This is a genomic window from Kitasatospora sp. NPDC097643 (genome assembly GCF_040302625.1).
In the GTDB taxonomy this organism is placed as follows: domain Bacteria; phylum Actinomycetota; class Actinomycetes; order Streptomycetales; family Streptomycetaceae; genus Kitasatospora.
In genome coordinates, this window is sequence record NZ_JBEOSA010000091.1 from 1 (window position 1) to 16,688 (window position 16,688).

At 75.2% G+C, this 16,688-nt stretch carries 14 protein-coding genes and 1 pseudogene; 7 read left to right on the forward strand and 8 right to left on the reverse strand.

The features are described from left to right. Positions 1-91 precede the first annotated feature (91 nt). Positions 92-616: a PadR family transcriptional regulator gene (locus ABTY15_RS36175; protein ID WP_350605337.1), complete on the reverse strand. Its 525-nt coding sequence runs from the start codon at positions 614-616 to the stop codon at positions 92-94. A gap of 132 nt (positions 617-748) precedes the next feature. Here ABTY15_RS36175 and ABTY15_RS36180 point away from each other — a divergent pair, with 132 nt between their 5' ends. Next, positions 749-1,519, forward strand: coding sequence for an alpha/beta fold hydrolase (locus ABTY15_RS36180; RefSeq protein WP_350605340.1), 771 nt, complete (start codon positions 749-751; stop codon positions 1,517-1,519). A 71-nt stretch (positions 1,520-1,590) separates the two neighbouring features. On the opposite strand, the pseudogene ABTY15_RS36185 reads toward ABTY15_RS36180, so the two are convergent. The 5 genes and pseudogenes from ABTY15_RS36185 to ABTY15_RS36205 all read right to left on the reverse strand — a co-directional run. Further along, positions 1,591-1,740 (reverse strand): annotated as a pseudogene (locus ABTY15_RS36185) (allophanate hydrolase subunit 2 family protein); the annotation flags it as partial. 72 nt (positions 1,741-1,812) lie between these two features. Further along, positions 1,813-2,484 carry a 5-oxoprolinase subunit PxpB gene (gene pxpB / locus ABTY15_RS36190; protein WP_350605343.1) on the reverse strand — a complete coding sequence of 224 codons (672 nt, stop codon included), beginning with the start codon at positions 2,482-2,484 and terminating at the stop codon, positions 1,813-1,815. Continuing rightward, positions 2,481-3,257, reverse strand: a complete 777-nt coding sequence (locus ABTY15_RS36195) for a LamB/YcsF family protein (protein WP_350605346.1) — start codon at positions 3,255-3,257, stop codon at positions 2,481-2,483. Before ABTY15_RS36195 ends, pxpB begins: the two co-directional genes overlap by 4 nt. Positions 3,258-3,412: 155 nt before the next feature. Beyond that, entirely contained in the window at positions 3,413-3,952 is a 540-nt protein-coding gene (locus tag ABTY15_RS36200; protein ID WP_350605348.1) for a hypothetical protein, read from the reverse strand. Between the two features lie 143 nt (positions 3,953-4,095). Continuing rightward, a complete protein-coding gene (locus tag ABTY15_RS36205) occupies positions 4,096-5,145 on the reverse strand; it encodes an IPT/TIG domain-containing protein (RefSeq protein ID WP_350605350.1) in 1,050 nt (349 codons plus the stop codon). 174 nt (positions 5,146-5,319) lie between these two features. Here ABTY15_RS36205 and ABTY15_RS36210 point away from each other — a divergent pair, with 174 nt between their 5' ends. The 4 genes from ABTY15_RS36210 (at position 5,320) to ABTY15_RS36225 (ending at position 13,254) form a co-directional block, all read left to right on the forward strand. Further along, a complete protein-coding gene (locus ABTY15_RS36210) occupies positions 5,320-6,873 on the forward strand; it encodes a hypothetical protein (protein ID WP_502893672.1) in 1,554 nt (517 codons plus the stop codon). 119 nt (positions 6,874-6,992) lie between these two features. Beyond that, positions 6,993-7,868 carry a hypothetical protein gene (locus tag ABTY15_RS36215; RefSeq protein ID WP_350605352.1) on the forward strand — a complete coding sequence of 292 codons (876 nt, stop codon included), beginning with the start codon at positions 6,993-6,995 and terminating at the stop codon, positions 7,866-7,868. Positions 7,869-7,907: 39 nt separating this feature from the next. After that, the gene (locus tag ABTY15_RS36220) at positions 7,908-12,470 is read left to right on the forward strand and encodes a hypothetical protein (protein WP_350605353.1); all 4,563 of its coding nucleotides are present in this window, start codon (positions 7,908-7,910) and stop codon (positions 12,468-12,470) included. A gap of 19 nt (positions 12,471-12,489) precedes the next feature. Beyond that, positions 12,490-13,254: a metallophosphoesterase gene (locus ABTY15_RS36225; RefSeq protein ID WP_350605356.1), complete on the forward strand. Its 765-nt coding sequence runs from the start codon at positions 12,490-12,492 to the stop codon at positions 13,252-13,254. An 8-nt stretch (positions 13,255-13,262) separates the two neighbouring features. On the opposite strand, the gene ABTY15_RS36230 is transcribed toward ABTY15_RS36225, so the two are convergent. Further along, positions 13,263-13,655: a hypothetical protein gene (locus ABTY15_RS36230; RefSeq protein ID WP_350605357.1), complete on the reverse strand. Its 393-nt coding sequence runs from the start codon at positions 13,653-13,655 to the stop codon at positions 13,263-13,265. Between the two features lie 209 nt (positions 13,656-13,864). Further along, the gene (locus ABTY15_RS36235) at positions 13,865-14,560 is read right to left on the reverse strand and encodes a FadR/GntR family transcriptional regulator (protein WP_350605359.1); all 696 of its coding nucleotides are present in this window, start codon (positions 14,558-14,560) and stop codon (positions 13,865-13,867) included. A 154-nt stretch (positions 14,561-14,714) separates the two neighbouring features. Here ABTY15_RS36235 and ABTY15_RS36240 point away from each other — a divergent pair, with 154 nt between their 5' ends. Together ABTY15_RS36240 and ABTY15_RS36245 are read left to right on the forward strand one after the other, a co-directional pair. Further along, positions 14,715-15,269 carry a gluconokinase gene (locus tag ABTY15_RS36240; RefSeq protein ID WP_350605362.1) on the forward strand — a complete coding sequence of 185 codons (555 nt, stop codon included), beginning with the start codon at positions 14,715-14,717 and terminating at the stop codon, positions 15,267-15,269. Next, entirely contained in the window at positions 15,269-16,657 is a 1,389-nt protein-coding gene (locus ABTY15_RS36245) for a GntT/GntP/DsdX family permease (RefSeq protein WP_350605364.1), read from the forward strand. Before ABTY15_RS36240 ends, ABTY15_RS36245 begins: the two co-directional genes overlap by 1 nt. The last annotated feature ends 31 nt before the right edge of the window (positions 16,658-16,688 follow it).

Below are 16,688 nucleotides of genomic sequence, written 5' to 3' on the forward strand. Positions count from 1 at the left end.
GCGCCCCCCCCCCGCCCCGCGCCCCGGCCCGGGCCGCTCCCGCCACCCCCCCCGGCCCCGGCCGCGGCCTTCGCGCGTCCCCTGCGTGCTGCTATCCGCCGAGCTCGGCCAGCGTCGCGTCCAGCCAGGCGCGTTCGGCCTCCGTGGTGGCGCGGGCGATCAGCAGCAGCCCGCGCCGGAAGGGGTCGGTGAACTCCTCGGCACCGATCGGCCGGTCGCCGTCGTAGAAGAAGCTCGCCGGTTCGGCGAGGAAGGCCAGCCGGCGGCGCAGGACGGCGGCCTGGGCGGTGGGGTCGTCGAGGTGGCGGAGGAAGGCGAGCAGGGTGAACCACCGGTTCTCGTCGCTGATGTCGAGCGGCTCGGGGTCGCGCAGGCGGTCGAGCAGGGCCGTCCGGCCGGCCGCGGTGAGGTGCAGGGTGTGCCGGGGCGCGGCGGTGGTGCCGGGTTCGGTCTCCCGGACGAGCAGTCCGTCGGTCTCCAGGCGCTTGATCGCGGGATAGAGCGTGCCGTCGCTGATCGGGCGGACGTGGCCGGTGAGCGCGGCGAGGTGGCGGCGCAGCTCGTAGCCGTGCAGGGGTCGGTCGTGGAGGAATCCGAGGATCGCGAGCTTCAGCATGGGTTCACTCTCCCAGACCCGTCCCTCGGTACGTGGGTATGTCGGTGGTGAGATATATCGGTGTTGCTATACCTCGATGCCGATGTATGGTCTTCCGTGTTCCGCCCGGTTCCGCACCCGAGGAGTTCCGTGATGCGCCACGCCCCCGTCACCCCGAACGGCGACCTGATCCGCTGGATCGAACTGCCCGGCGCCGAACCCGCCCGGCTCTACCTGCACGGCCTCGGCGCCACCTCGCCGGTCTACTTCGCCGCGGCCGCCGCGCACCCGCTGCTCGCCGGGCGGCGCTCGCTGCTGCTCGACCTGCTGGGCTTCGGCATCAGCGACCGGCCCGTCGACTTCGGGTACTCCCTGGAGGAGCACGCCGACGCGGTCGCCGCCGCCCTCACCGCCGAGGGCCTGTCCGGCGTCGAGGTGGTCGGCCACAGCATGGGCGGCGCGGTCGCCGTCGTCCTCGCCCACCGGCACCCGCAGCTGGTGGCGAGGCTTCTGCTGGTGGACTCCAACCTGGACCCGGTCACCCCCGCCCGGCGCCCCGGCAGCAGCGGCATCGCGACCTTCACCGAGGCGGAGTTCCTGGCCGGCGGGCGGGAGCAGGTCGCCGAGTGGGTCGGTCCGTTCTGGTGGGCCACGATGCGCCTGGCCGGCCCCGAGGCGCTGCACCGCAGCGCCGTCAACCTGGCCCGCGGCACCGTTCCGACCGTGCGCGAGCTGCTGCTCGACCTCGACCTCCCGCGCACCTTCCTGCACCCCGAAGCCGACGGCGAACCCGAGGGCGCCGACGGGCTCCGCGCCGCGGGCGTGCACCTGGCGGCCGTCCCGGACAGTGGGCACAACATCATGCTCGACAACCCCGAGGGCTTCGCCGCGGCGGCCGCCGTCGCGCTCGCCGACCAGGCCTGACCGAAATCGAAGAGGAGCGCGCGCAATGCCCGTTGAGGTCCCGCCGGCCTCGCCGAGGTGCCTCGGACCCCCGGGCCGTTGCCGACCAGCCGGTTCGCCCGCAGCGCCGGTTCGTCAAGCGCTCCGGCCCTGGGCACTCCGAGGTGGGCGACGCCGCGCCGCCGCCCGAGGTCCTGAACGCTGGTCAGCGGCCCCGGCCGCACCACCAGCAGCTCACGCACCGGCCCCGTCTTCCCGTCGTGCCGTCCGCGCCTCGACCCGTCCCGCCAACCCCGTCAGCCCCGTCGCCCCCGTCAGCCCCGTACCGCCGTGAACCGGACCCGCACCCCCGGCGCCAGCAGTGCGGCCGGCTCGCGCCCGGTGTCCCAGAGCGCGAGCGCCGTCCGCCCGAGCAGCTGCCAGCCGCCGGGGGAGGAGCGCGGGTAGACGCCGGTGTACGGGCCGGCCAGGGCGACCGAGCCGGCCGGGACGGCGCTGCGCGGGGTGGTCCGGCGCGGCACCTCGTACTGCGGCGGCAGGCCGCTGAGGTAGCCGAAGCCGGGGGCGAAGCCGCAGAACGCCACCGCGTACTCGGGCCCGGTGTGGATCCGCACGGCCGCTTCCTCGGACACCCCCCACAGCGCCGCGACCTCACCGAGGTCGGTGCCGTCGTACACGGTCGGGACCTCGACGAGCGGCCCGGTCGTCGGCGCGACCGCGGCCGCCGGGGCGGTGCGCAGCCGCGCGGCCAGGGCGGTCAGGTCGGTGACGCCGTCCAGCAGCACCGTGCGCGCGGCCGGGACGATCTCCTCGACCCCGCCGAGCGTGCCCGCCGCCTGCTCCGCCCGCAGCCGGGCGTAGAGCGCGGTGACCGCGGGGGCGTCGGCGAGTTCGACCAGTAGCGCGCGCTCGCCGACGCGCCGGACGGTGACGCCCGGTGCTCCGCCGGTGCCGCCGGTCTCCCCGCCGGTGGCGCCGGACGTCACGTGAAGGCCTCCACCCGGACGCCGGCGGAGGCGAGGGCGCCGCGGATCCGCCAGGCGAGCTGGGCGGCGCCGGGGGTGTCGCCGTGGACGCACAGGGAGCGGGCCTCGACGGCGATCCGCTCGCCGCCGACCGCCTCCAGCGCGCGGTCCCGGGCGATGCCGACGGCGCGGGTGATCACCGATTCGGGGTCGTGCACCACGGCGCCCGGGTCGCGGCGCGGGACGAGGGTGCCGGTCCAGGTGTACGCGCGGTCGGCGAACGCCTCGGTGACGACGGGCAGCCCGACGCCCTCGGCGACCTCGAGCAGCCGGGAGCCGGGCAGGCCGAGCACGGGCAGCGGCCCGTCGCAGACCGCCCCGGCCCGCAGCACGCCGGCGACGACCGCCTCGGCCTGTTCGGAGTCGGTGACCACTCGGTTGTAGAGGGCGCCGTGCGGCTTGACGTAGGAGACCCGGGAGCCGGCGGCGCGGGCGAACACCTGGAGGGCGCCGATCTGGTAGGCGATCTCGTCGGCGAGCTCCTCCGGGGGGACGTCCATCGCGCGGCGCCCGAAGCCCGCGAGGTCCTGGTAGGAGACCTGGGCGCCGATCCGGACGCCGCGTTCGGCGGCCAGCGCGCAGACCCGGCGCATGGTCGACGGATCCCCCGCGTGGAAGCCGCAGGCGACGTTGGCGCTGGTCACCACGGACAGCAGCGCCTCGTCGTCGGTCAGCGTCCAGCGTCCGAACCCCTCACCGAGGTCCGCATTGAGATCGATCACCGCATCGGCCACGCCCGTCCGCCTCCCAGCAGCTGTTGAGCCAGATGGTAGGGCCTGTCCGTGAAGGCCGGTGTTCGTGACCCGGAGGCCGGACCGCCCGGGGGCGCGCGCCCCTCTGCCGCGCGCCCCCAAGCAGTGCCCTTCGACCATCCGAGTCCCGCCCGGTATCAGGCGGTGGCCGGTGCCTGCCGGGCGGAACGTTCCAGCGGCCGCAGCGCCCGGAGCACGATCAGCAGGGGGATCACCCCAATGACCCCGAACGACATGTCGACAAACCGCCAGTAGAGCGGGATCCCCCGGATCGGCCCGCAGACCAGCGCCAGCGGGATGATCGCGCCGCACGCCAGGACGGCCCAGCGGATCACCCAGATGTTGCGCACCGGGTCCTTGATCGGCCCCCAGAACGCGGCCGCGATCACCAGGTGCGCGAAGGCGAGCCAGTCGGTGCCGTAGGCCAGGAAGGGGTAGCGCGCATTGGTCTCGGTGACGCCCGTGCGGATCCGCTCGGTCCACTCCAGCACGGCGGGGAAATGGTCGGTCAGCGGCGCCGCCGGTCCGGACGCGAGCTCCGCCAGCCACCGGGTCTCGGTCTCCAGCGGAAAGGCGGTCAGGCCGCTCAGCACCAGGCAGACCACGAAGATCCGGAGCCACCGTCGGACCTTCCGGAGGATGACCGTCGAGTCGCCGTCCATGTCGCGAACCTCCATGCCGAAGAGGAGGCGGGGCCTTGTCCCGTCTCTGCGGGACCGACTCTAGACCCACCTTTTGAACGTGTTCAACTCGATCGGGGAGGCCCCGGGACGCACCGATGCCCGGGCACCCTCGGGGGCCCGGGCATCGGAGCGGGCGGCTACGCGGTGTACGTGTACGTCACCGGCGCGCTGGTCCCGCCCGCCGTCGTCACCACGACGCTCACCGGGCCGGGGCCGGCGGCCGGCGGCGCGGTCACCGAGCAGAACTTCGGGCCGCAGGAGGTGTGCAGGCCCGGCACACCACCGAACGTCACCGTCCCGTACGTCAGGTTGGTGCCGATGACGTACGTCTGCGTGCCGCCGGCGGCCGGGCCGCCGGTGGTGGTCAGGGAGGTGACCACGGGCGCGGGCGGCGCCGGGGGAGCGGCGCCGGTGTAGTCGAAGGTGACCGGCGCCGCGGCCGTGCCGCCGGGTGTCACCACGCTGACGGGCGCGCTGCCCGAGCCGCCGGGCGTGGTGACCGTGCACGCGGTGTCGGTGCAGCTGCCGGGCGCCGGGACGCCGCCGACCAGCACCATGCCGTGGGTCAGGTTGCTTCCGCTGACGGTCACCGCGGTGCCGCCCGCGCCCGGGCCGGTCGCGGTGTCCAGACCGGCGACGGCCGGCGGCGCCTGGACGACCGGAGCGGGCGTGCTCCCGTCCAGGGTGGCGACGGCGATGTGCCCGGTCGGGTCGGTGTCGTTGGGGTTGCCCACCGTCGCGACGATCCGGCCGGTCGACTGCTGGGTGCCGTTGCCGTACACCTTCAGCTTCATGAACTCGTAGCGGCCGGGCGTCCGGGTGGCGACGAGGACGGCCTCCAGGTGGCGGCCGTCGGGGGAGACGGTCTCGGTGAAGGTGTAGTCGTACGGCGTGGAGTAGAACATCGCGCCGTCGGTGGTCAGCCCCGGCGGCAGGTCGACGGTGATGTGGGTCGGCCCGGTGAGGTCCTGGGTGCCGGCGGAGGTCCAGCCGACCGAGAACTGGCCGGGGCCGGGCGGGGTCGTACTGGGGAGGTAGCCGTTCAGGGAGACGGTCACGTGCTGTGCCGAGCTCGATGCGGCGGTGGCCGTGGCGGCCGTGGCTGCCGTGGCACCGGCGGCCCCGGCTGCGAGGGTGGTCACGGACAGCGCGGCGGCGAGGCCCGCTTTTGCCAGTCGGGTGATCATGGGTCGATCATCACCGAACTACCGCGCCGCCCTCACGCTTTTCTCGAATGCCGGTTCGGGAATGGCGGAATCCCGTTCTGAATCGGCTCCGCGCACCGCCACTGGCCTGCCGCTCCGCCCACCCGCAAGGCTCGTTTCGGTCGATGTCGGTGCGAACCTCTAATCTTGTCCACCGTGACCGCCATCGCAGACCCGCCCACCGAGCACGGCCTCCGGCCGCCCGCCGGGCCCGCCGCCGTACGGCCCGCGCCCGGCCCCGCCGCCGACGAGGGCCTGGCCCGCCGGCTCAAGGCGCTGGCCTGCACCGCCCCGCTGCACGACCTGGACAGCCGCAAGGTCAACCTGGCCGGCGAGTACGGCGGCTACGCGATGGCCGAGGTCGGCCTCGCCGCGATCGACCTGGTCACCCTGCACATGGACTTCGACACCGGGGCCGACCGCGAGATAGTGCTCGCCCGGCTGCTGCCCCGGGTCGCCGCCCAGGCGGTCGGCCGCCCCGCCGCCGAGCACGAGCGGGTCGCCCGCTGGGTGCTGGAGTCGCTGATCAACGTCGGCAGCGTGGACCGCGGCTTCCGCGCCGTCTACGGCACCTTCGGCGCGGACGGCGCGTACGTCCGGCGCGACTACGACTTCAAGCTGATCGAGGAGGTCCCCGGCCCCGACGGCGGCGTCTACCTGCGCACCACCGACGAGGCGGTCAACGTCCTGGTCGGCGCGCTCGACACCGACGTCACCTCGGCCCAGATCGCCGCCGAGGTCAAGCTGGAGGTGCTGATCCGCCGCGGCCGCCTGGCCGACGCCCAGCTCGCCGCCGAGCAGGCCCGCTACCGCACCGTCCAGTACGCCGAGACGCTGCGCCGCGCCCTGGACGCCACCCGTCGCAACGTCCGCGCGGTCGACTGGATGCGCACCATCCCCGACCTCATCGACGAGGCGCTGGACCACATCGCCGACCGCTACCGGCACGAGAACGCGATTCTCACCAACATCCGCAAGGCCCGCGACGAGGCCGAGCCGCACACCGCCGAAGGGGCCGAGCACAAGCGCCGCGCCGCCGAGCTGCTCGACATCGTCAAGGACTGCATCCGCCGCCACACCAAGCTGCAGACCCGCCTGCTGGAGGCCGGCCCGCTGTTCCGCGCCGAGCAGGACCGGCAGGCCTTCGCCACCCCCGGCGCCCGCAGCGGTGTCGACCTGTACGGGCAGCTGCTCGCCCCGGTGCTGCGACTGCCGGTCGAGCAGGCCGTCCGCCCCACCGACGCCTTCTTCGCCCGCGGCGCCGGTCTGCGCACCCCCGCCTCCGTCCGGGTCGCCGACCTGGTCGACCTGCTGCTCACCCCGCCCGTCGAGCGCGAGCACCTCGGCGCCGAGCTGCCCGACCCGGACCTGGTCGCCACCCCGGACGACAGCCGCTTCTCCGAAGCCCAGCTGGAGGCCGCCCTGGTCCTGCTCGACCTGCCCGCCGACGCCCCGCGCCGGCTCTCCGGCCTGCTCGCCGAGGCCCGCAAACAGGACCCGGACCTGCCCTACCTGGTCGCCCTGCTGGCCGTCCACGCCGCCAGCCCGCCGGTCGGCACCGCCTACCGGCAGGGCGAGGAGCGCCTGCTGTTCGCCGTGGACGACGGCACCCCGCTGCGCGACCCGGAGTTCGGCGGCGCCGACCTGATCGTCGGCAGCGCCCTGCTCGACGCGGTCGGCATGGCCGCCGACCGCAAGGACGCCGGCTGACGGGGCCCGACCCCGACCCAGCACCGGCACCACCCGGCCGACGGGGCCCGACCCCGACCCGCCACCAGCCCCACCCGTACCGCCAGATCACCCCGCAACAGCCCCGAGGAGCACCGCCCGTGACGACCCACCACGACACGTCCTGGGCGGCCGAGACCGAACCCGCGGCCCCCGCGCCGATCACCCCGGCCGATGTCGCCGACGCCGCCCGGCTGGTCTCCTTCGGCCTCCAGGCCAAGCTGCTCCCCGCCCGCGACGCCGAGTACGCCGAACTCGTCCGCCGCCACCGCGAGGACCCGCCGTTCGCCCGGCTCGCCGACGCCGTCGCCACCGGCATGGGCCTGGTCGTCCTGGAGGTCTCCCCGCGGGCCGGCATGGCCGTCGCCGCCGCCGAGGACTCGCTGTTCGCCGTCCGGATGGGCGACTACTCGCGCCGCGCCGCCTCCGAGTCCACCGACCGCTTCCTGCACGGCCTGGCCCACCTCGCCGTCGCCGCGATGGCCTTCCCCCGCCCCGAGGACCTCGCCGACGACGGCTACCTCGGCCGGATCACCGTCAACGGCGTCGACTCCTTCGTCCGCCAGGCCTGCCGCCGTCTGGAGGAGCAGGCCGACGCCGCCGGCGACAACACCGACCCGCAGTCCGACGCCCCCGGCCTGGAGGCCGCCTGGCGGGTCTGGGCCCGGCGCACCGCCACCGGCGCCACCAAGGACGCCCGCCGGCTGTCCGGCTCCACCATCGGCATCGTCGCCAAGGCGGTGCTGTTCCTGGTCGACTCCGGCTTCCTGCAGAAGGTCTCCGACGACTCCGGCGGCACCTACCGCACCACCGCCCGCTACCAGCTCCAGGTCCGCGACCTGGCCGGCAGCGCCGCGATGGCCGAACTGCTCGACCTCGGCGTCGTCCCGGTGTCCGACGGCACCGCCAGCCTGCTGCCCCCGGACACCGGCGACGAGCTGGTCGCCGACGCCGGCCTGCCGTTCCACTCGCTCTGACCAACCCCCCGTCACGGAAGCCACGGAGAACCGCCGCACATGTACGAGCTCAACCGGGTCCGCCTCTACTCGATCGGACCGGCCGGCGCCCGCTACGCCGACACGGTGCTCGACCTGCGCGGCGTCGGCGAGCCGGTCGCCGACCCGGCGCCGCAGCAGATCGGCCTGTTCGGCGAGGACACCGAGGGCCCGGTCCGCCGCCCGGCCCCGGCCGGCGTGCTCTTCCTGGAGAACGGCGGCGGCAAGTCCGTCCTGCTCAAGCTGATCTTCTCGGTGATGCTTCCCGGCCACCGCAACACCCTCGGCGGCGCCAGCTCCGGCGTGCTGCGCAAGTTCCTGCTCGCCGACGACTGCGGCCACGTCGCCCTGGAGTGGCAGCACACCGTCACCGGCGAGCTGATCGTGGTCGGCAAGGTCAGCGAGTGGCGCGGCCGCCAGGTCTCCTCCGACCCGCGCAAGTTCGCCGAGACCTGGTACTCCTTCCGCCCCGGCCCCGGCCTCACCCTGGACTCGCTGCCGGTCGCCGAGCGGGTCAGCCTGGCCGGCGACCAGAAGGCCCGCGGCCGCCGCCGCACCATGAAGGGCTTCCGCGACGCCCTCACCGAGGCCGGCAAGGCCCACCCCCACCTCGACCTGGTCTTCGAGGACGGCCACGACCGCTGGACCGAACACCTCGGCGAACTCGGCCTCGACCCCGAACTCTTCCGCTACCAGCGCGAGATGAACGCCGACGAGGGCGAGGCCGCCGGCCTCTTCGCGGTCAAGCACGACAGCGACTTCACCGACCTGCTGCTGCGCGCCGTCACCGACACCCGCGACACCGACGGCCTTGCCGACCTCGTCCACGGCTTCGCCGCCAAGCTCGGCCGCCGCGCCGAACTCACCGCCGAACGCGACTTCACCGCGGGCTCCCTGGACCTGCTGGAACGCATCGTCGAGGCCACCGGCGCCCGCGAGAGCGTCCGCGAGGCCCACCGCACCGCCGAGCGCCGCTCCCGCCGCCTCGCCCACGCCCTCACCTCCCGCGCCGCCGCCGAACGCGACCGTGCCCAGGACCTCGCGATCGAGGTCGCCGCCGCCGCGAGCGCCGTCACCGCCGCCGAGGCCGACCGCACACGGCACACCCTGATCACCGCCGAACTCACCCACCGGCACGCCACCCTGGGCCTGGCCGCCGCCACCGCCGACGCCGCCGCGCTGCGCCGCGAACTCATCGACGCCCGCACCCTGCACTCCGCCTGGCAGGCCGCCGAGGCGGTACTGCGCCAGCGCGCCGCCGCCGACCGGGTCGCCCGGGTCGCCGCCGCCATCCGCGAGGCCGAGCTGGACGCCGCCCCCGCGCTCGCCGCCCGCGCCCGCGCCGCCACCGCCCTCGCCCGCGCCCTGGAGGCCGCCGCCGCGGCCGCCGAGGCCCGCGCCGACACCGAGGAGGAGCGCGCCGGCGAGCTCCAGGAGGACGGCGCCAAGGCCCAGTCCGACGCCACCGAGGCCGCCACCGCCGCCCAGAAGGCCCGCAGCGAGGCCGAGCACCTGCGCCAGCGCCTCGCCGAGGTCGAGCAGGAGACCGAGGCCGCCGTCCAGGCCGGCTTCATCGACTCCGACGGCGACGTCGACCCCGCCCGGGCCGCGCTGCACGCCGCCGACGTCGAGCAGGCCGCCAGCGCCGCGCTCGCCCAGGCCCGTACCGCGGCCGAGGCCTGCGCGGCCCGGCTGCGCGAGACCTCCGCCGCCACCGGCCGCGCCGAACTCGCCGCCGAACGCGCCGGGGACGCCCGCAAGGCCGCCGGCCGGGCGCTCGCCGCCGAGCAGCGCACCGCCGCCCTGCTCGCCACCGAGCCGCGGCTCGCCGACCTGCTCTCCCTGACGCCGTACCAAGAGGGCGCCGAGGAGGGCGCCGGCTTCCTCACCCCCGCCGTCCTCGACCGCAACGCCGAGTACCTGCGCGAACTCCTCGACGAGTCCATCGCCACCGCCGAGCGCACCCTCTTCGACCTGCGCACCGCCGCCGCCGACGACTCCCGCATCCTCGCCGCCCTCGGTGACGGCGGGCTGCTGCCGCCCGGCCCGGACGTCCTGGCCACCGTCGAGTTCCTCGGCGAGCACGGCATCCCCGCCCTGCCCGGCTGGCGCTACCTCGCCCAGTCGGTCGACCCGGCCGACCACGAGGCGATCCTCGCCGCCCGGCCCGAACTCGTCGACGGCGTGGTCGTCACCGACGCGGGCTCGCTGGAGCGGGCCCGCGAGGCCCTGCAGTCCGCCGCCCTGCTGCCCCGCTCCACCGTCGCGGTCGGCGCCGCCGCCGCGCTGATCGCGCCGATCACCGACGAGCCGGCCTTCTTCCTGGTGCCGCCGAACCCGGCCATGCACGACGAGTCCGCCGCCGACGACGAGCGCCGCGAACTGCGCGCCCGGGCCGCCGCCCGCGAGGAGCACATCCGCGAACTCGCCGCCCGCCTCGGCGCCGACCGGGCCCTCGCCGCCCGCCTGGCCTCCTGGCACGCGTCCTGCCCGCCCGGCACCCTCGCCGAACTCGCCGCCGCCGCCGAGGCCGCCCGCGCGCACGCCGAGCAGGCCGCCGCCACCCTCACCACCCTGCGCGCCGAGCACGACGAGGCCGAGACCGACCACGCCGCCGCCGCCTCCGCCCACGAGGAGCACCGCGAGGCCGCCCAGCGCGCCCGCCGCCGCGCCGACGCCCTCTCCGGCCTCGCCTTCCGGCTGCGCGAACGCGCCACCTGGGCCCGCCGCCAGCGCGAACTCACCGAGGACGCCGCCGAGTGCGACCGCCGCCAGGCCGTCCGCGCCGAACGCGCCCGCACCTGCGACGAGGACCGCCGCGCCGCCCAGCGCGCCGCCGACGACGCCCGCCGCACCGCGCGCGCCCTCCGCGCCGAACGCGCCGAGATCCCGGCCGCCGAGCAGTCCGACGAGCCCGCCGAGACCGCGCCCGCCGCCCTGCCCGCCCTGCGCGAGGCCTATCGCGCCGCCTCCCAGCTGTACGAGAAGGTCGGCGTCGGCGCCGACCTGCGCGCCGAGCAGGCCCGCGCCGAGGGCGACGAGGCCGCCGCCGCGGCCGAACTCGACCGCCTCACCAACAAGGTGCGCACCCGCGCCGAGGAGCTGCTCTCCAGCCCCGACGGCGCCGACGGCCCCGCCCGCCAGGCCGCCGCCGCCCGCGCCGAGGAGCTGGTCGCCACCATCGAGGCCCGCTCCGCCGCCGCCAGCGAGCAGCTCGGCCGCCTGCGCGGCGAGGCCGAACGCTCCGCCCCCGCCGACGGCGAGGCCCACACCGAGCTGCCCGAGGACCTCGTCCCCACCGACCCCGAGCACGCCCAGGCCCTGCTGCGCACCGCCACCAGCCGGCTCGCCGAACGCCGCGAGGCCCTGGACGCCGCCCGCACTGCGCTGACCGACCTCCAGCGCACCTTCGACTCCGCGCAGTCCGCCGCCGCCGCGTTCGACGAACTGGCCGGCCAGCTCCGCGACGGCCTGCGCGAGCACCCGGAGGACGACGGCCAGCCGGTCGAGCCCTACCTCGGCTCGCTGCCGGACGCCCGGACCGCCGCCACCGAGGCCCGCCGCACCCTGCGCACCGCGGCCGGCGAGCTGTCCTCCGCCGAACTCGCCGTCCGCGACGCCTCCGACGCCCTGGTCCGGCACGCCAACGCCGCCCGCTACGAGGCCGTCCGTACCCCGGCCCGCCAGCAGATCCGCGAGCTGCCCGCCTCCGCGCTGCCCGAGCACGCCGCCGCCTGGGCCGCCGCCTTCGCCCCCCGGCTGCGCGTGCTCACCGACGAACTCGCCCAGTTGGAGAAGAACCGCGGCTCGATCGTCGACCGGCTGCGCGGCCTGGTGGAGTCCTCGCTCACCACGCTGCGCGCCGCCCAGCGGCTGTCGCGGCTGCCCGAGGGCCTGGGGGAGTGGTCCGGCCAGGAGTTCCTGCGGATCCGCTTCGAGGACCCGGACCACGCCACCCTGGTCGAGCGCCTGGGCGAGGTGATCGACGAGGCGACCCGGGCCGCCGTCAAGAAGAACAGCGACCTGCGCCGCGACGGCATGTCCCTGCTGCTGCGCGGGGTCGCCGCCGCGATCGGCCCCAAGGGCGTCAGCGTCGAGATCCTCAAGCCGGACGCGGTGCTGCGCGCCGAGCGGGTCGGCGTCGGCCAGATGTCCGACGTCTTCTCCGGCGGCCAGCTGCTCACCGCCGCCATCGCGCTCTACTGCACCATGGCGGCGCTGCGCGCCAACGACCGCGGCCAGTCCCAGCTGCGGCACGCCGGCACGCTGTTCCTGGACAACCCGATCGGCCGCGCCAACGCCACCTACCTGCTGGAGCTCCAGCGGGCCGTGGCCGACGCCCTCGGCGTCCAACTGATCTACACCACCGGCCTGTTCGACACCACCGCGCTGGCCGAGTTCCCGCTGGTGATCCGGCTGCGCAACGACGCCGATCTGCGGGCCGGCCTCAAGTACATCTCGGTGGAGGAGCACCTGCGGCCGGGCCTGCCCGCCCCGCAGGACCCGGACGGCCCGGCGATCCACGGCGAGATCACCGCCACCCGGATGTTCAAGCGCCCCGCCGAGGTACCGGTGCAACCCTGAACTGGCTAGCGTGGCGGGCATGCTGACGATCGCTCACCTCAGTGACATCCACCTCGGCCAGGAGCACCGCCGGGACGGCGGTAGGCGCGCCCGGCGGCGGGCCGGGCAGGTGATGGCGTACCTCAACGCCCTGCCCGGCCCGCTCGACGCGGTGCTGGTCACCGGCGACCTCGCCGACCACGGCCTGCCCGGCGAGTACGAGCAGGTCGCCAAGGTGCTGGCCTCCCGGCACCCGGTGCTCACCTGCCCCGGCAACCACGACCGCCGGGCGCCGTACCGGGAGGTGCTGCTCGGCGAGGTCCCGGGGGAGGGGCCGATCAACCGGCTGCACCAACTGCCGGGCGCGGACGTGCTGATGCTCGACTCGTCGATACCGGGCCGGGACGACGGCCGGCTCGACGAGGAGACGCTGGACTGGCTGGACGCCAGGCTCGCGGGCGGCCGCACCGACCTGCCGGCGCTGGTCGCCTTCCACCACCCGCCGGTCGAACTGCACATCCCCACCGTCGACCGGGTCCGCCAGTTCGGCGAGGCAGGCCTGGCCCGGGTCCTGCGCCGGCACCCCCGGGTGGCCGCGCTGCTCTGCGGCCACTCCCACACCGGCGCCGCCACCACCTTCGCCGGGCTGCCGGTGCTGGTCGCGCCGGGCGTGGTCTCCACCGTCACGCTGCCCTGCGAGGGCGGGCGGGGCATCTCCTTCGACCAGCCGCCGATGCTCGCCTTCCACGTCCTGGACGGCGACCGCCGGCTCACCACCCACTACCGGGCCGTCCCCGAGAGCTGAACCCGGCCCTATGCGGTGGGCATCCGCGGCTGCGGGCGCGGCGGCCCGCCGGGGCGGGGGAGCGGCGGCAGGGCGGGCGAGGGGCCCGGCGCGGGCCGCACCGGCGCCGGCCACGCGCCCGCCGTCCACGCGCCCGCCGTCCGGGCGGCCGCCTCCTCGGCCGCCCGCAGCCGCTGCGCGGCGACCTGGCGCGAGATCAGGATCTCCAGCAGGCACCACATGGTGCCGAACACCCCGAGCCCCATCGCCATCAGCGCGGGCGTCATCAGCCAACTCCCCGCGTACGAGGCCAGCGTCGCCACCACCACCCCGACCAGGGTGAAGGACAGGCAGAGCACGGCCCGGACGGCGGCGGCGCGCACCTCGTCGGGCAGGCGGCGACGGCGGCGTGGCACGGACATCGAGCGACCCCCAGGCGCGACGACGGCGGCGGACACGGGACGGGCGCACGCGAAATGCGCCCCCGGTGCGAACTCTGCCCCACCGGAGGCGGACCATGCGTCCGAATTCACCGAACTGACGCCAAATCGTGTGATCCAGCCCGGTTTGTGGAGCCGTCAGTCCTGGAGTCGCCAGCCCGTGGAGCCGTCAGCCGTGGGTCCGTGAGCCGTCAGCCCAGCTGCTGGTTCAGCTCCGCCAGCGCGCCGGTGACGATGGTCCGCATCGCCTGTTCGGCCCGGTCGGCGTCGCCCGCGCAGACCGCCTCCGCGACCTCGCGGTGCAGCCGGATCGCGTACGGCTCCGGCTGATGGGGCATCAGATGGTACTCGGTCCGGCCGGTGAGCACCGCCCCGACGGTGTCGCCGAGGTGCGCGAACATCTCGTTGCCGGAGGCCCGCAGCACGGTGGCGTGGAAGGCGATGTCGTGCCGGAGGAAGGTGGCCAGGTCGGCCGCCCGCGCCGACACCGTCAACTCGACGGCCAGTGCGCTCAGTTCACGCCGGTCGTCATCGCTCGCGTGCACCGCGGCGAGCGCGGCCGCGGCCGGTTCGACGGCCACCCGCAGTGAGCCGAGCGAGCGCAACTGGGCCGGGCGGTCCGCGCCGGCCAGCCGCCAGCGGATCACCATCGGGTCGAAGACGTCCCACAGGGACTTCGGCTGCACGGTGATCCCGACCCGCCGCCGGGACGCCACCATGCGCATCCCCTCCAGGATCCGCACCGCCTCCCGGACCACCGTCCGGGACACCCCGAACCGCCCCTCCAGCTCCTCCCCGCGCAGCACCGCGCCCTCGGGGATCTCGCCGGACGCGATCGCCGGCCCGAGTTCGTCAAGCAGTCGGCCGGGCAGCCCCTGGATCTCCATCCGCCCAGCCTAGACGGCGGCCCCACGGCCGACGCCGTCACCTCTCGCCGCCGCGGCCCCCGGCCGCAAAAGTATGACGATTTGGTTTCCGGCACTTGAATACGTCATATCTTTAGGGCGATAGTGGCGGCCAGGCAACGAAGGAGCACCACCCATGGCTCTCAGCGTCGAGAACCACGACCTCCCGGCAGCCCCTCCCACGGTCGTGGTGATGGGCGTCTCCGGTGTCGGCAAGACCACCCTGGCCCGCCTGCTGGCCGCTCGCCTCGACCTCCCCTTCGCCGAGGCGGACGACTTCCACCCCGCCGCCAACATCGCCAAGATGTCGGCCGGGATCCCGCTGGACGACGAGGACCGCGCCCCCTGGCTGCGGGCCGTCGGCGCCTGGCTGGGGGAACGGGCCGAGGCCGGCACCGGCGGTGTGGTCACCTGCTCGGCGCTGAAGCACCGCTACCGCGACACCCTGCGCGCGGCCTGCCCCGGTGCCTTCTTCCTGCACCTCAGCGGTGGTCACGAGCTGGTCGAGGACCGGCTCGCCCACCGCACCGGCCACTTCATGCCGCCGTCGCTGCTCGATTCGCAGTACGCCGCCCTGGAACCCCTGGGCGCGGACGAGCGCGGCGCCGTCCTGGACGTCGGCCCGTCCCCCGAAGAACTCGTCGAGATGGCCGCGGCGCTGCTGCGGCCGGTCAATGGAGACCTGGCGTAATGTCCCCCACCCTCCTCGCGGCCGCCCCACCGGCCCTGCCGCACACCGGCAGCGACTCCCAGCTGCTGGTCGCGGTCCTGCTCAGCATCGGTGCGATCGTCCTGCTGATCACCCGGCTGAAGCTGCACCCCTTCCTCGCCCTCACCCTCGGCTCCGGCCTGCTGGCCGCCGTCGCCGGCGCCCCGTTCGACAAGCTGCTGACCAGCTTCTCGACCGGCTTCGGCGCCACCGTGGCCGGCGTCGGCCTGCTGATCGGGCTGGGCGCGATGCTCGGCAAGCTGCTCGCCGACTCCGGCGGCGCCAACATCATCGCGGACACCGTGCTGGCCCGTACCGGCAACAAGGCGCTGCCCTGGGCGATGGCGCTGATCGCGGCGGTGCTCGGCCTGCCGCTGTTCTTCGAGGTCGGCGTCGTCCTGCTGATCCCGATCGTGCTGCTGGTGGCCCGCCGCGGCAACGTGCCGCTGATCCGGATCGGCATCCCGGCACTGGCCGGCCTCTCGGTGCTGCACGGCCTGGTGCCCCCGCACCCGGGCCCGCTGGTGGCGGTCGACGCGCTGAAGGCCGACCTCGGGGTGACCCTGGCGCTCGGCCTGCTGATCGCCGTCCCGACCCTGATCGTGGCCGGTCCGCTGTTCGCCCGGCTCGCCGAGCGCTGGGTCGGCCCGCTGGAGATCCCGGCGGCCACCGCCCCCGAGGAGACGGCCGGGCACGAGCGCACCCCGTCCTTCGGCGCCGTCCTGGTGACCATCCTGCTGCCGGTCGTGCTGATGCTCGGCAAGGCGCTCGCCGACGTCGTGATCGACGACCCGAAGGCGCTCGGCCAGCGGGTCTTCGACTTCATCGGCTCGCCGCTGATCGCCCTGCTCGCGGCGACCCTGCTGGGCATGCTGACGCTCGGCCGGGCGGCCGGCTTCGACAAGGCCCGGATCTCCGACACGGTCGGCCGCTCGCTCGGCCCGATCGCCGGCATCGTCTTCATCGTCGGCGCGGGCGGCGGCTTCAAGCAGACCCTGATCGACGTCGGCGTCGGCAACGCGGTCAGCGAGTGGTCGAGCAAGTGGCACATCTCGGCGCTGCTGCTGGGCTGGCTGATCGCCGTGCTGATCCGTCTGGCGACCGGCTCGGCGACGGTCGCCACGATCACCGCGGCGGGCATCGTCGCCCCGCTCGCTGCCACCATGTCCTCGACCCACGCGGCCCTGCTGGTGCTCGCGATCGGCGCCGGCTCGCTGTTCTTCTCGCACGTCAACGACGCCGGTTTCTGGCTGGTGAAGGAGTACTTCGGGATGAGCGTCGGGCAGACCCTGAAGTCCTGGTCGGTGATGGAGACCGTGATCTCGGTCGTTGCGATCGCCCTGATCATGCCGCTCAGCCTGCTCATCTGACACGACTTCGTCTTCAGCAGCGAGCGGGAGG

Bases quoted from the DNA above. Each gene is read 5' to 3' on its own strand.
- ABTY15_RS36175 (WP_350605337.1), bottom strand. From the start codon at position 616: ATGCTGAAGCTCGCGATCCTCGGATTCCTCCACGACCGACCCCTGCAC.
- ABTY15_RS36180 (WP_350605340.1), top strand. From the start codon at position 749: ATGCGCCACGCCCCCGTCACCCCGAACGGCGACCTGATCCGCTGGATC.
- ABTY15_RS36200 (WP_350605348.1), bottom strand. From the start codon at position 3,952: ATGGAGGTTCGCGACATGGACGGCGACTCGACGGTCATCCTCCGGAAG.
- ABTY15_RS36205 (WP_350605350.1), bottom strand. From the start codon at position 5,145: ATGATCACCCGACTGGCAAAAGCGGGCCTCGCCGCCGCGCTGTCCGTG.
- ABTY15_RS36220 (WP_350605353.1), top strand. From the start codon at position 7,908: ATGTACGAGCTCAACCGGGTCCGCCTCTACTCGATCGGACCGGCCGGC.
- ABTY15_RS36225 (WP_350605356.1), top strand. From the start codon at position 12,490: ATGCTGACGATCGCTCACCTCAGTGACATCCACCTCGGCCAGGAGCAC.
- ABTY15_RS36230 (WP_350605357.1), bottom strand. From the start codon at position 13,655: ATGTCCGTGCCACGCCGCCGTCGCCGCCTGCCCGACGAGGTGCGCGCC.
- ABTY15_RS36235 (WP_350605359.1), bottom strand. From the start codon at position 14,560: ATGGAGATCCAGGGGCTGCCCGGCCGACTGCTTGACGAACTCGGGCCG.
- ABTY15_RS36240 (WP_350605362.1), top strand. From the start codon at position 14,715: ATGGCTCTCAGCGTCGAGAACCACGACCTCCCGGCAGCCCCTCCCACG.
- ABTY15_RS36245 (WP_350605364.1), top strand. From the start codon at position 15,269: ATGTCCCCCACCCTCCTCGCGGCCGCCCCACCGGCCCTGCCGCACACC.